The sequence below is a fragment of the Streptomyces sp. NBC_00442 genome, assembly GCF_036014195.1.
GTDB lineage: Bacteria > Actinomycetota > Actinomycetes > Streptomycetales > Streptomycetaceae > Streptomyces.
In genome coordinates, this window is record NZ_CP107918.1 from 2,744,342 (window position 1) to 2,756,889 (window position 12,548).

12 protein-coding genes and 1 riboswitch are annotated in these 12,548 nt (G+C 72.4%); of the genes, 4 read left to right on the forward strand and 8 right to left on the reverse strand.

Going from position 1 to position 12,548, the window contains the following annotated elements; all coding sequences use genetic code 11:
* Positions 1-273: 273 nt before the first annotated feature.
* On the forward strand, positions 274-1,596 hold the full coding sequence (locus tag OG432_RS12275) for a D-alanyl-D-alanine carboxypeptidase family protein (RefSeq protein ID WP_443058565.1): 1,323 nt from the start codon (positions 274-276) through the stop codon (positions 1,594-1,596).
* Here the strand turns inward: OG432_RS12275 and OG432_RS12280 are convergent.
* The 4 genes from OG432_RS12280 to OG432_RS12295 are packed head-to-tail and all read right to left on the reverse strand — an operon-like array spanning position 1,565 to position 4,423.
* Positions 1,565-2,488 (reverse strand): YihY/virulence factor BrkB family protein, encoded by a 924-nt coding sequence (locus OG432_RS12280; RefSeq protein WP_328310718.1) that lies wholly within the window; start codon positions 2,486-2,488, stop codon positions 1,565-1,567. The two genes, OG432_RS12275 and OG432_RS12280, sit on opposite strands and share 32 nt — an antisense overlap.
* The gene (locus tag OG432_RS12285) at positions 2,476-2,940 is read right to left on the reverse strand and encodes a GtrA family protein (protein ID WP_328310720.1); all 465 of its coding nucleotides are present in this window, start codon (positions 2,938-2,940) and stop codon (positions 2,476-2,478) included. Before OG432_RS12285 ends, OG432_RS12280 begins: the two co-directional genes overlap by 13 nt.
* Complete coding sequence (locus tag OG432_RS12290) at positions 2,937-3,887, reverse strand: decaprenyl-phosphate phosphoribosyltransferase (protein ID WP_328310722.1); 951 nt, start codon at positions 3,885-3,887, stop codon at positions 2,937-2,939. Before OG432_RS12290 ends, OG432_RS12285 begins: the two co-directional genes overlap by 4 nt.
* A complete protein-coding gene (locus OG432_RS12295) occupies positions 3,884-4,423 on the reverse strand; it encodes a phosphatase PAP2 family protein (protein ID WP_328310724.1) in 540 nt (179 codons plus the stop codon). The genes OG432_RS12290 and OG432_RS12295 overlap by 4 nt, the downstream gene beginning before the upstream one ends.
* 273 nt (positions 4,424-4,696) lie before the next feature.
* Here OG432_RS12295 and OG432_RS12300 point away from each other — a divergent pair, with 273 nt between their 5' ends.
* Together OG432_RS12300 and OG432_RS12305 are read left to right on the forward strand one after the other, a co-directional pair.
* Positions 4,697-6,106 carry an FAD-binding oxidoreductase gene (locus tag OG432_RS12300; protein ID WP_328310726.1) on the forward strand — a complete coding sequence of 470 codons (1,410 nt, stop codon included), beginning with the start codon at positions 4,697-4,699 and terminating at the stop codon, positions 6,104-6,106.
* Between the two features lie 44 nt (positions 6,107-6,150).
* Positions 6,151-6,906, forward strand: a complete 756-nt coding sequence (locus OG432_RS12305) for a decaprenylphospho-beta-D-erythro-pentofuranosid-2-ulose 2-reductase (RefSeq protein ID WP_328310728.1) — start codon at positions 6,151-6,153, stop codon at positions 6,904-6,906.
* A gap of 7 nt (positions 6,907-6,913) precedes the next feature.
* Here the strand turns inward: OG432_RS12305 and OG432_RS12310 are convergent, their stop codons facing one another.
* The 3 genes from OG432_RS12310 to glyA all read right to left on the reverse strand — a co-directional run bounded on the left by OG432_RS12310 (position 6,914) and on the right by glyA (position 10,104).
* The gene (locus tag OG432_RS12310) at positions 6,914-7,492 is read right to left on the reverse strand and encodes a 2'-5' RNA ligase family protein (RefSeq protein WP_328310731.1); all 579 of its coding nucleotides are present in this window, start codon (positions 7,490-7,492) and stop codon (positions 6,914-6,916) included.
* Between the two features lie 125 nt (positions 7,493-7,617).
* On the reverse strand, positions 7,618-8,631 hold the full coding sequence (trpS, locus tag OG432_RS12315) for a tryptophan--tRNA ligase (RefSeq protein WP_328310733.1): 1,014 nt from the start codon (positions 8,629-8,631) through the stop codon (positions 7,618-7,620).
* A gap of 201 nt (positions 8,632-8,832) precedes the next feature.
* Positions 8,833-10,104, reverse strand: coding sequence for a serine hydroxymethyltransferase (gene glyA / locus OG432_RS12320; protein WP_328310735.1), 1,272 nt, complete (start codon positions 10,102-10,104; stop codon positions 8,833-8,835).
* A gap of 29 nt (positions 10,105-10,133) precedes the next feature.
* Positions 10,134-10,224, reverse strand: a riboswitch (ZMP/ZTP riboswitch).
* A 91-nt stretch (positions 10,225-10,315) separates the two neighbouring features.
* Between glyA and rocD the strand changes: the two genes are divergently transcribed.
* The gene (gene rocD / locus OG432_RS12325) at positions 10,316-11,554 is read left to right on the forward strand and encodes an ornithine--oxo-acid transaminase (protein ID WP_328310737.1); all 1,239 of its coding nucleotides are present in this window, start codon (positions 10,316-10,318) and stop codon (positions 11,552-11,554) included.
* 10 nt (positions 11,555-11,564) lie between these two features.
* Here rocD and OG432_RS12330 read toward each other — a convergent pair whose 3' ends face one another.
* Positions 11,565-12,548, reverse strand: coding sequence for a hypothetical protein (locus OG432_RS12330; protein ID WP_328310739.1), 984 nt, complete (start codon positions 12,546-12,548; stop codon positions 11,565-11,567).

Consider the following 12,548-nt stretch of genomic DNA (forward strand, 5'->3'; position numbering starts at 1 on the left):
GTCAGCTGACACGCAGGGGCTCACTGCCCTCTCACCTGCTCATTTCTGTCAGCAAGCCTCCACTGGTCAGTTGTCTGTGGAAGGTGATCCGGATGACCCAGCTCCACGCGCCGAAGGCGAGCAGGAACGAGGAGAGGGGGGCGGCTGAGTTTCATGGCTCCCCTACCGGCGCCACTCTCCGCGCACCTCCGGCCGGGTGGAGGCTCTCGGCGGGTCATCCGTACGATGATCGGTTCGGTGGACGCAGCATGTACGTTCTCGAACGTGCCTCCCGTGAACGTGATCAAGAGCGCCCTGCCTCTTCGACTCCCCGCGTCGCCTGCGCGCGCGCCGAAGCGAGCCGCCGGGCTCGCCCTGTCCGTCGCCGTGGCCGGCGCCGCCGTGCTGCCCGCGCTGGCCGCGGTCCCCGCCGCCGCGGTGCCCCGGGACGACAAGCCGGCCGCCTCCGCGACGCCCGGCGCCCCCGGCCAGCGCAACGACGCGCCGCCGACCGCCATGTCGAAGGTCGGTGGGGACCAGCTCGGCGAAGCCGGCACGCAGGTGCGTCTGGGCACCGGCGCGCCCGTGCTGCCCAAGGACGTGACCGGACGGTCCTGGATCGTCGCGGACGCCGAGAGCGGCAAGGTGCTCGCCTCGCACAACGCGCACTGGCGGCTGCCGCCCGCCTCCACCCTGAAGATGCTGTTCGCCGACACCGTGCTGCCCAAGTTCCCCCGGGACGAGCAGCACCTGGTGGTCGCCAAGGACCTGGCCGGACTCGGCGCCGGCAGCAGCCTGGTCGGGGTGAAGGAGAACCTGTCGTACTCGGTGCACGACCTGTGGCTCGGGGTCTTCCTGCGCTCGGGCAACGACGCCGTGCACGTGTTGTCGTCGATGAACGGCGGCGTGGCCCAGACCGTCACGGACATGCAGCACAAGGCCGACGACCTCCAGGCCCTCGACACCCGGGTCGTCTCGCCGGACGGCTACGACATGCCGGGCCAGGTCTCCAGCGCCTACGACCTGACGCTGTTCGCCCGCTCGGGGCTGCAGAACAAGGACTTCCGCGAGTACTGCGCGACGGCGACGGCGAAGTTCCCCGGCGCCGAGAACAAGGACAAGAAGCGCGAGGCGTTCGAGATCCAGAACACCAACCGGCTGCTCACCGGCGACTTCGGGCTCAACCCGTACAAGGGCATCGCGGGCGTCAAGAACGGCAACACCACCAACGCGGGCGCCACCTTCACCGGGGTCGCCGAGCGGGACGGCAAGGTGCTCCTCGTCACCGTCATGAACCCCGACTCGCGGGAGAGCCAGGCCGTCTACAAGGAGGCCGCGCGGCTGCTCGACTGGGGGTTCGCGGCCGGCGGGAAGGTCACCCCGGTCGGTGAGCTGGTCCCGCCGAAGTCCGCGACGGCCACGAGCCCCGCGGGCACGGGCGCGAGCGCCGGAAGCGTGCAGGGCGGCGCCAAGAACCGCCCCGATCAGGCGGGCGCCGCCAAGGGGAGCGAGAGCGGCGGCGCCGGCATCGCGCTGGGGATCATCGGCGGCGCGCTGGTCCTCGTCGCGGGCGCGGTCTTCCTGATCAACCGGCGCTGGCCGCTCCGGAGGCGGTGACCTCCGGTCCTTCGTCCTCGGTGAGAGCGGGGTCGTCCTCCTTGGACGGGGTGGCCGTCCACGCCGCGCAGAACAGGAGCAGCTTCGCCGTGAAGTTGATCCACAGCAGCAGCGCGATGGGCACCCCGAAGGCGCCGTACATGCTCTTGGCCGCGACGCCCTTCATGTAGCCGCCGAGCAGCAGCTTCAGGAGTTCGAAGCCGATCGCGAAGACCAGCGCGGCCACGAAGAGCCGGCGGCGCGGCGGGCTCACGCCGGGCAGCAGCGTCAGGACGTACAGGAGCAGCAGGAAGTCCGCGACGACGGCGACGGCGATCGCCGCGACGCGCAGCAGCACCCCGCCCGCGCCGCCCTCGTCGATGCCGAGCCTGTCGGCGGTCCAGCCGACGGCGGTGGAGCCGATGGAGGAGGCCGCCCAGGAGGCGAGTCCCGCGGCGCCGAGGCCGAGCAGGATGCCGCCGTCCTTGAGCTTGCGCAGGACGGGGTTCTCGTCGGCGTCGGCGTCCTCGGCCTCCCACACCACGCGCAGGCAGCCGCGCATCTGGGAGACCCAGCCGATGCCGGTGAACAGCAGCAGGGCTCCGGCGACGATGCCGACGGTGCCCGCGTTGTCGATCAGCGCCTGGAGGTCGAGCTGGTCGGAGATGCCGGGGACCTGCTCGGCGATGGTGTTCTGCAGCTTGTGCACCTGGTCGCCGGAGAGCAGCGCGGCCGCGATGGCGGCGCCGACGGTGAGCAGCGGGAACAGCGCGAGGAAGCTGATGAAGGTGATGGCGGCGGCCAGCCTGGACCAGTAGACGCGGTCGAGCCGCTCGTAGGAGCGCCAGGCGTGGGTCCGCATGAGGCGGGTGATCCAGGGCCCCACGACGGGAAGTTTCTTCAGCCAGTCCATGACGTACGACTACCCTCTCCGGCTCGACTGTGTCCGTGCGGAGGCAATCCTTCCGGTCCACCGCCGAAGACCAGCGTTCTCGTTCCCCAAAAGCGCAAACAGGTCGCGAGAGCCATGCCGAAGACGGCTCCGGAGAGGGTGTCGGCGCGCGGGGAGGTGAACCCGAGGCCGTAGTGCGAGACGGCGATGCACAGGACCTGCACGAGGGCGCCCGCGAGGTTCACGGCGAAGAACACGGCGTACTCGCGCCGGCCGGCCCGGCGCCCCCGGTAGGTACCGAAGGCGTTGCCGAGGTAGGCGACCGTGCAACCGGCCACGAACGAGAGGGACTTGGCGGCGACCGGGTCCCAGTCGAGGCCCGAGCGCAGCCATACGAACAGGCCGAGGTCGGTGACGTACGCGCAGACGCCGGCCAGCGCGAAGCCGATCAGCTCGGACCGGGAGACGCTCACAGGTCGGTCACCGCGAGCGCGTACATGGCGATCCAGACGAGGCCGATGACGGCGAGGGCGCGGTCGTGCAGCACCACGTCCTCGGGCGCGCCCGCGCCGCCCCGGTCGGCGAAGACGGCGTAGCGCAGGATCGCGCCGATGAACGGCACCATCGACAGCTGCCGCCAGGGCAGCAGCGCGCCGTTGGCGACGCCGCCGGCCTCCAGCGCCCACATGCAGTAGGCGAGCACGGCGACGCCCGCGGCGAGCTGCCACACGAAGCGCAGATAGCCGGTGGTGTAGGCGTCGAGGAGCGCGCGGGTGGCCGCGCCCCGGCCCTCCATCTGGAGCGCCTCGGAATACCGCTTGGCCGACACCATGAACAGGGCGCCGAACCCGGCGGTGATGAGGAACCAGCGGGAGAGGGGGATGCCGAGCGCGACCCCGCCGGTCATCGCCCGCATCAGGAACCCGCTGGTGACCACGACCAGGTCGACGACGAGGACGTGCTTGAGCTTGACGCAGTAGGCGAGCTGCATGACCACGTAGCAGGACAGGAGCGTGGCCGTCATCGCGTTGCAGGTCAGGGCGGCGCCCAGCGGTGCGAGCACGGCGAGGATCCCGCCGGCCGCGTAGGCGGTGGACACGGAAACCTGTCCGGCGGCGACCGGGCGGCGGCACTTGTCGGGGTGGGCGCGGTCGGCCTCGGCGTCACGGGCGTCGTTGATGAGGTAGACGGCCGAGGCGGCCGCGGTGAACAGGAAGAAGACCAGGGCGAGTTGGGTGATGTCTCGTGGGCTCGACAGTCGCCCGGCGGCGGCCGGCGCGGCCGCCACGAGCACGTTCTTGACCCACTGCCGTGGCCGGGCGGTGCGGATGAGCGCGCCGGGCAGGGCGAGCAGGCGGCGGGGCGCGGAGGCCGCGCCCGCCCCGTGTTCGTCGAGGAGCACGACACCGGGCTCGGTCATCGGCGCGTCCTTTCGAGGGTGCCCAGCATCCAGGCCGCGCCGGCTCGCGCGGTGACACCGCCGAGCAGCGCGCCGGCCGCGATGTCGCTCGGGTAGTGCACCCCGGCGACGAGACGCGAGACGCACATCGCGGCGGCGAGCGGCGGCACGAGGTGGGCGCCCGCGGGCCGCAGCGCCCCGTACGCGACGGCCGCGGCGGCCGCGGAGCTGGCGTGCGAGCTGGGGAAGGAGTGCCGCCCCGCGGTACGCACCAGGGGTTCGGCCGCCGCGAGCAGGGGGCGCGGCCTGCGCACCAGGCGCTTGACGCCCATGCTGGCCAGGTGGGCGGCGGCGACCAGGGCGGTGCCCCGCAGCCAGGCCCCGCGCCGGTCCCGGTCGACGGCGGCCCCCGCGAGCCCGGCCGCCAGCCAGAGCGCGCCGTGCTCACCGGCCCAGGACAGGGTGCGGGCGGCGGCTGCCACCCGCGGGTCCGCACCGCAGTCGCGCAGCGCGGCCAGGAGCCGCTCGTCGGCGTCGGTGCACGACGGCTTCTGCATCTTCCACCCCTCTTCCGTGACGTCGTCGGCCCGCCAACTGGCCGCAGGCCACCGGCGACTCTCCTGCGCCCGGCGAGTGGAATACGGGATAAATGGGACTGACACACAGGTAATCACCCATTTCGGTGAATGATTATCGGGATGGACGCCGCATCGACCGCGCTCCGCTCCGGACGTCGACACAGGGGCGCGAAGGCGGGGCGCGAACGTGGGCGCGCGCATGGGGCGCGTGACTCGGGCAAAGCGGACGACCAAGGCGATACGGTCACATTCATGTCTGCCGACACGACACCCGATACGGCGCCCCCCACGGCGCCCGCCGCCGCGCCCGCCCCCACCGGGGTGCCGACGTCCGTGAGCGGCTGGGGCCGCACCGCCCCCAGCACGGCCCGCGTGCTGCGCCCGCGGAGCTACGCCGAGGCCGCGGACGCCGTGCGGGCCTGCGGGGCGCGCGGCACCATCGCCCGCGGGCTCGGCAGGGCGTACGGGGACGCCGCGCAGAACGCGGGCGGCGCGGTCCTGGACATGACGGGGCTCGACCGCATCCGCACCGTGGACGTCGAGGCCGGCGTGGTCGTCTGCGACGCGGGCGTCAGCCTGCACCGACTGATGGAGGTGCTGCTGCCGCTCGGCTGGTTCGTGCCCGTGACCCCCGGCACGCGCTACGTCACGGTCGGCGGGGCGATCGGTGCCGACATCCACGGCAAGAACCACCACGTCTCGGGCTCCTTCACGCGCCACGTCCTCGACCTCGAACTGCTCACGGCGGACGGCACGGTACGGACCGTCTCCGCGGACAGCGCGCTGTTCGACGCGACGGCCGGCGGGATGGGCCTGACCGGAGTGATTCTGCGGGCCACCATCCAACTCCTGCCGGTGCAGACCTCGTTGATGGCGGTCGACACCGAACGCGCGGTGGATCTGGACGACTTGATGACCCGGCTCGAATCGGGTGACCATCGCTACCGGTACTCGGTGGCCTGGATCGACCTGCTCGCGCGGGGCGCCGCGACCGGCCGGTCGGTGCTGACCCGCGGCGAGCACGCGCCGCTCGACATGCTGCCGCCCCGCGCCGCCCGCAGCCCGCTCGCCTTCCGGCCGCGCCGGCTGCCGGCCGCCCCTTCCTTCCTGCCCGAGGGACTGCTCGGCCGCGCATCGGTCACCGCGTTCAACGAACTCTGGTACCGCAGGGCGCCCAAGCACCGCACGGGCGAACTCCAGCGCATCTCGACGTTCTTCCACCCCCTGGACGGGGTGCCGCACTGGAACCGCGTGTACGGGCGCGGCGGCTTCGTGCAGTACCAGTTCGTCGTCGGGTACGGCCAGGAGGAAGCCCTGCGCGCCATCGTGCGCCGCATCTCACGGCACGGCTGCCCCTCCTTCCTCGCCGTGCTCAAGCGCTTCGGCGAGGCCGACCCCGGCTGGCTGTCCTTCCCGCTCCCCGGCTGGACCCTCGCACTCGACATCCCCGCGAACCTGCCGGGCCTCGGCGCCCTCCTCGACGACCTGGACGAGCAGGTGGCGGGCGCGGGCGGCCGCGTCTACCTGGCGAAGGACGCGCGGATGCGCCCGGAGATCGTGGAGCGCATGTATCCGATGCTGCCCCAATTCCGTTCCCTGCGCGCCGAGTTGGACCCCCGCGGAGTCTTCACCTCGGACATGGCCCGGCGCCTGGGCCTGTAGCCCCCACCCATTTCTCTTCTTCCGCTAGCCCTCAAGGAGCCCTGATGAAGGACGCGTTCGGCACCCCGCAGTCGCTGCTCGTGCTCGGCGGTACCTCCGAGATCGGCCTCGCCACCGCCCGCCGCCTGGTCGCCCGCCGCACCCGAACGGTCTGGCTCGCGGGCCGCCCCTCCCCCGCCCTGGAGTCGGCGGCGGCCGGCCTGCGCGAGCTCGGCGCCGACGTCCACACCCTCGCCTTCGACGCGCTCGACTGCGCCGGGCACGAGGTCGCGCTCGGCAAGGTGTTCGCCGAGGGCGACATCGACATGGTGCTGCTCGCCTTCGGGGTGCTCGGCGACCAGACCCACGACGAGGGCGAGCCGCTCGCCGCGGTGCGGGTCGCGCAGACCAACTACACCGGCGCGGTCTCGGCCGGCCTCGTCTGCGCCAAGGCGCTCCAGGCCCAGGGCCACGGCTCGCTCGTCGTGCTGTCGTCGGTGGCCGGCGAACGCGGCCGCCGCAGCAACTTCATCTACGGATCGAGCAAGGCCGGGCTCGACGCGTTCGCCCAGGGCCTCGGCGACGCGCTGCACGGCAGCGGGGTGCACGTCATGGTGGTACGCCCCGGATTCGTCCGGACGAAAATGACGGCCGGCCTCGCCGAGGCGCCGCTCGCCACCACGCCCGAGGCGGTGGCCCTCGCCATCGAGACGGGGCTGCGTCGGCGGGCGGAGCTGGTGTGGGTGCCCGGGGCGATGCGCCTGGTGATGTCGGCGCTGCGGCACGTGCCGCGCGGGGTGTTCCGGCGGCTGCCGGTATGAGGCGGAACTAGCGCAGGGAGGGGTGGTCCAGGCAGGCGCCCTGCGCGGGGACGCCGAGCGCCCCGATGCCGAAGGGGTAGTCGCGCAGCTTGCGCCACACCCCGTCGGCGCCCTGCTCGTAGAGGGCGAACCCGCCGCACGTCCAGGACGCGGAGAATCCGGCGAGGGACTCGTGCGCCACGTCCATCGCCTCGTCGGAGATGCCGTGCGCCACGGTGACATGGGGGTGGTACGGGAACCGGAGCTCGCGCACCAGCGGGCCCGCCTCGTCCCGCACCCGCTGCTGGAGCCACGCGCACTCGCCCGCGCCCTCCGCCACCTTCACGAAGACGACCGGGGAGAGCGGGCGGAACGTGCCCGTGCCGCCCAGCCGCATCGTGAACGCGCGGCCCGCCGCCGCGACCGAGGCCAGGTGCGCCTCGATGTCCGGCAGGCACGCCGCCTCGACCTCGTGCGGCGGCAGCAGCGTGACGTGCGTGGGGATGCCGTGCGCGGCGGGGTCACCGAAGCCCGCGCGCCGCTCCTGGAGCAGGCTGCCGTAGGGCTCCGGGACCGCGATCGAAACGCCGAGCGTTACGGTCCCCACGTCGTTCTCCTCCGTGCTGTGGTGTCGATGCTGTGGTGTCGATGGTGTGCAGTGTGACGGGCCGGACGGCCGCTGACCAGAGGCCCGGGGCGAGCTCCGGCCACGCCGTCCCGATCCGGACCCGGTCAGTGCTTGGCGGGCAGCATGCCGACCTTGTCGTACGCCGTCGCCAGCGTCTCGGCGGCGACCGCGCGGGCCTTCTCGGCGCCCTTGGCGAGCAGCGAGTCCAGCGTCTCGGGGTCGTCGAGGTACTGCTGCGTACGGGCCCGGAACGGGGTGACGAACTCCACCATCACCTCGGCGAGGTCGGTCTTGAGCGCGCCGTACATCTTGCCCTCGTAGTCGGCCTCCAGATCGGCGATCGTCCTGCCGGTGAGGGTCGAGTAGATGGTGAGCAGGTTGGAGACACCCGGCTTGTTCTCGGTGTCGTACTTGATCACCGTGTCGGTGTCGGTGACCGCGCTCTTGACCTTCTTCGCCGTCGTCTTCGGCTCGTCGAGCAGGTTGATGAGGCCCTTCGGCGTCGACGCCGACTTGCTCATCTTGATCGACGGGTCCTGAAGGTCGTAGATCTTCGCCGTCTCCTTGAGGATGTACGGCTCCGGGACGGTGAACGTGTCACCGAAGCGGCCGTTGAACCGCTCGGCGAGGTCGCGGGTGAGCTCGATGTGCTGGCGCTGGTCCTCGCCGACCGGGACCTGGTTGGCCTGGTACAGGAGGATGTCGGCGACCTGGAGGATCGGGTACGTGAAGAGGCCGACCGTGGCGTTGCCGGCGCCCTGCTTGGCCGACTTGTCCTTGAACTGGGTCATCCGGCTGGCCTCGCCGAAACCGGCCAGGCAGTTCATGATCCAGGCGAGCTGGGCGTGCTCGGGCACGTGGCTCTGCACGAACAGGGTGCAGCGCTCGGGGTCCAGACCGGCGGCGAGCAGCTGCGCCGCGGCGAGCCGGGTGTTGGCGCGCAGCTCGGCGGGGTCCTGCGGGACGGTGATCGCGTGGAGGTCCACGACCATGTAGAACGCGTCGTGGGTCTCTTGCAGCGCCACCCACTGGCGGACCGCGCCGAGGTAGTTGCCGAGGTGGAACGAGCCTGCGGTGGGCTGGATTCCGGAGAGCACGCGCGGACGATTCAGGGCCATGCTCAGCATTCTCTCAGGTGGGCGCGCCCACCCGGAAACCCCGAGCTTGTGACCGGCCCCACAAGGTGACCCAGCACGCCGGGGGCTGCCGCCCCCGAAGCCCTCCGCGCCCGTGGCAGGGTGCCCGTCCTCAGCCCGTCCGGCGTTTGAGGACGAGCGCCCTTCAGGCGCGACGCGGGGTCTGGGGCGGAGCCCCGGGGGCTAGTCCAGGGGGAGGCCCGGGGCGGGGTGGGCGGAGAGGAGGTCTGCCACCTCCGCACGGATCACGGACAACGTGTCCTCGTCCCCGGCCCGCGCCGCGGCCACCCCCCGGTCCAGCCATTCGGCCACCCGCGCCATGTGGTCGACCCCCAGCCCCCGCGACGTCAGGGACGGCGTCCCGATCCGGATCCCGGAGGGGTCGAACGGCTTGCGGGGGTCGTACGGCACGGTGTTGTAGTTGACGACGATCCCCGCCCGGTCGAGCCCCTTCGCCGCGATCTTGCCCGAGACGTCGCGCGACGTCAGGTCCATCAGGATCAGGTGGTTGTCCGTGCCGCCCGACACGAGGTCGAAGCCCCGCTCCAGAAGCGCGTCCGCGAGGGCCTTCGCGTTGGCCACGACCTGGTGCGCGTACGCGCAGAACGCCGGCTGCGCCGCCTCGTGCAGCGCGACCGCGATCGCCGCCGTGGTCTGGTTGTGCGGGCCGCCCTGGAGCCCGGGGAAGACCGCCTTGTCGAGGGCCTTCGCGTGCTCCTCGCGGGACATCAGCATCGCGCCCCGCGGCCCCCGCAGGGTCTTGTGCGTGGTGGTCGAGATGACGTCGGCGTACGGCGCGGGCGAGGGGTGCGCGCCGCCCGCGATCAGGCCCGCGATGTGCGCGACGTCCGCGACGAGCACCGCGCCGGCCTCCTTCGCGATCTCCGCGAACGCGGCGAAGTCGATCGTGCGGGGCAGCGCCGTACCCCCGCAGAAGATCAGCTTCGGCCGCTCCTTGAGGGCGATCTCGCGCACCTCGTCGAGGTCGACGAGCCCGGTGTCGGCGCGCACCCCGTACTGCACGCCCCGGAACCACCGGCCGGTCGCCGAGACGCCCCAGCCGTGCGTGAGGTGGCCGCCCATCGGCAGCGCCATGCCCATCACGGTGTCGCCCGGCTCGGCGAAGGCGAGGTACACGGCGAGGTTGGCGGGCGAGCCCGAGTACGGCTGGACGTTGGCGTGCTCGACGCCGAAAAGGGCCTTGGCGCGCTGGACGGCGAGCCGCTCGACCTTGTCGATGTTCTGCTGGCCCTCGTAGTAGCGCCGGCCCGCGTAGCCCTCGCTGTACTTGTTCTGGAGCACCGTCCCCGACGCTTCGAGGACGGCCGTCGAGACGTAGTTCTCGCTGGGGATCAGGCGCAGGGTGTCGGACTGGAGCCGCTCCTCGGCGGCGACCAGGCCGGCCAGCTCGGGGTCGGCGGCCAGTAGGGCGGGGTGGGAAAGGGGAAGGCTCATGGCGTCCTCCGGGGTCCGGTGTCGGGTTCCCGGGGTGCCCAGGCGGGCGGCACCTCGTGCGGCAGGCCGCGCACGGCTTCCCCGGGGTCGTTTCCCCGCTCGCCAGTCGCCGCGCGTACCGAACACCCTACCGGCCGCCCGGAACGGCAAGGTTTCTTCGTCCGGCATCCGAGCGACGATAGAAAAGGGCACCATCGACGCCCCAAGCCGCATGACGATCGGAGAACCCGTGTCGACCCACGCAGCGACCGAAGACGCCATCCGTTCCGCCGAGGCCCACAGTGCGCACAACTACCATCCCCTGCCCGTCGTGGTCGCCTCCGCCGAGGGCGCCTGGATGACGGACGTCGAGGGCCGGCGCTATCTCGACATGCTGGCCGGCTACTCGGCGCTCAACTTCGGCCACGGCAACCGCCGTCTCATCGACGCGGCCAAGGCCCAACTGGAGCGCGTCACCCTCACGTCGAGGGCGTTCCACCACGACCGCTTCGCCCAATTCTGTACGGAGCTCGCCGAGTTGTGCGGCAAGGAGATGGTGCTGCCCATGAACACGGGGGCGGAGGCGGTGGAGACCGCCGTGAAGACCGCCCGCAAGTGGGGCTACAAGGTCAAGGGCGTACCGGACGGGCAGGCGAAGATCGTGGTCGCCCGGGACAACTTCCACGGCCGTACGACCACGATCGTCAGCTTCTCCACCGACCCGGAGGCCCGCGCGGACTACGGGCCCTACACGCCGGGCTTCGAGATCGTCCCGTACGGCGACCTCACCGCACTGCGGGCCGCGGTCACCGACAACACCGTGGCGGTGCTGCTTGAACCCATCCAGGGCGAGGCCGGCGTGCTGGTCCCGCCGGCCGGATACCTCGCGGGCGTACGGGAGTTGACGCGCGAGCGGAACGTGCTGTTCATGGCGGACGAGATCCAGTCCGGGCTCGGCAGGACCGGCAGGACGTTCGCGTGCGAGCACGAGGACGTGGTGCCGGACGTCTACATCCTGGGCAAGGCGCTGGGCGGCGGCGTGGTGCCGGTGTCCGCGGTGGCCGCCTCGTCGCAGGTGCTCGGCGTGTTCCGGCCGGGTGAGCACGGCTCGACGTTCGGCGGGAACCCGCTGGCCTGCGCGGTGGCCCTTGAGGTCATCGCGATGCTGCGCACCGGCGAGTACCAGCAGCGCGCTGCCGAGCTCGGCGACCATCTGCACCACGAGCTCGGGCTGCTGACCGGCGGCACGGGCCCCGTCGAGGCGGTCCGGGGGCGCGGCCTGTGGGCGGGCGTGGACATCCGTCCCTCGTACGGCACGGGGCGCGAGATCTCGGAGAAGATGATGGGCCGCGGGGTCCTGGTCAAGGACACCCACGGCTCGACGATCCGGATCGCCCCTCCCCTGGTCATCAGCAAGGAGGACCTGGACTGGGGGCTCGACCAGCTGCGCGAGGTCCTCGCGCAGCGCTAGCCGCCTTCCGTCAACGTGCCGGCCGCGACGGGCAGTCGGAGCCGGCACAGAAGACGGTGAGCGCCGTCCTGAGCGTGTCCTCCTGTTCCGGCCACGCGTCGGCGGGGGCGGCGGACAGGACGGCGTACTGCTCGCCGCCGGGCGTCGGGAAGGCGTAGTCCGCCACCTGGCGCCGGTGGCCGAGCTGCTGGTTGTCGTAGGCGTACACGAGGCGCGCGACCGGCCCGGTGATGCCGGGCACGGTGGCGTCGCCGGTGAGGCTGATCTCCTGGTACCCGGGGTTCTTCGCGAGCTCGCCCGAGGTCTGCTTGAGCGCGTCGTACGGGCTCAGACCGGCCTCGGAGACCGGGTACACCTGGATCAGCCGGGCTCCGTCCGGTGCGTTGTAGAAGACGCCCTTGGCGCCCTGGTCCCGACGGGTCCAGCCCGTCGGCACGTACATCCTGAACCCCCGTGGATCCTGGACCAGTTGGAAGCCGGCGGGCACGGTGGCGCTCGGCGACGCCGATGCCGAGGGCGACGGTGTCGGGCCGCCGCCACCGGTGCGCTCGGCCGTGCCGGAGGGCAGGGGCGAGGGCGGCGCGGAGGGTGAGGCGGCGGCCTTCGGGTGGTCGGAGCCGCCGCGGGCCAGGAACCAGCCACTGCCCGCGCCGGCCGCGGCGACGACGACCAGCGCGATCACCACGGCGACCGGCACCCGCCGGGCCCGGCGCGGCTCGGGGTACGGCGGGGGTTCGGGGTACAGCGGGGACTCGGGGTACGCAGGAGACTCGGGGAACGGCTGGGGTTCCGCGTGCGCTCCCGTCGTCGGGTGCGCACCCGTCGTCTTCGGGTACGGGTCCGGATCCGGTGTCCGGGGCGGCATCGCCGGAAGCGGCGGGGGTGCGGGTGGCGCGGTCGGCACCGGGGGCGCGGGCGCCCCGGAGCCCTCTTCCACCGTCTCCCACTTCTGGGTCGCCGCGTTCCAGCGGACCTCGCCCGTGCCCCCGCTCAC

Bases quoted from the DNA above. Each gene is read 5' to 3' on its own strand.
- OG432_RS12280 (WP_328310718.1), bottom strand. From the start codon at position 2,488: ATGGACTGGCTGAAGAAACTTCCCGTCGTGGGGCCCTGGATCACCCGC.
- OG432_RS12290 (WP_328310722.1), bottom strand. From the start codon at position 3,887: ATGACCGAGCCCGGTGTCGTGCTCCTCGACGAACACGGGGCGGGCGCG.
- OG432_RS12295 (WP_328310724.1), bottom strand. From the start codon at position 4,423: ATGCAGAAGCCGTCGTGCACCGACGCCGACGAGCGGCTCCTGGCCGCG.
- OG432_RS12300 (WP_328310726.1), top strand. From the start codon at position 4,697: ATGTCTGCCGACACGACACCCGATACGGCGCCCCCCACGGCGCCCGCC.
- OG432_RS12305 (WP_328310728.1), top strand. From the start codon at position 6,151: ATGAAGGACGCGTTCGGCACCCCGCAGTCGCTGCTCGTGCTCGGCGGT.
- trpS (WP_328310733.1), bottom strand. From the start codon at position 8,631: ATGGCCCTGAATCGTCCGCGCGTGCTCTCCGGAATCCAGCCCACCGCA.
- glyA (WP_328310735.1), bottom strand. From the start codon at position 10,104: ATGAGCCTTCCCCTTTCCCACCCCGCCCTACTGGCCGCCGACCCCGAG.
- rocD (WP_328310737.1), top strand. From the start codon at position 10,316: ATGACGATCGGAGAACCCGTGTCGACCCACGCAGCGACCGAAGACGCC.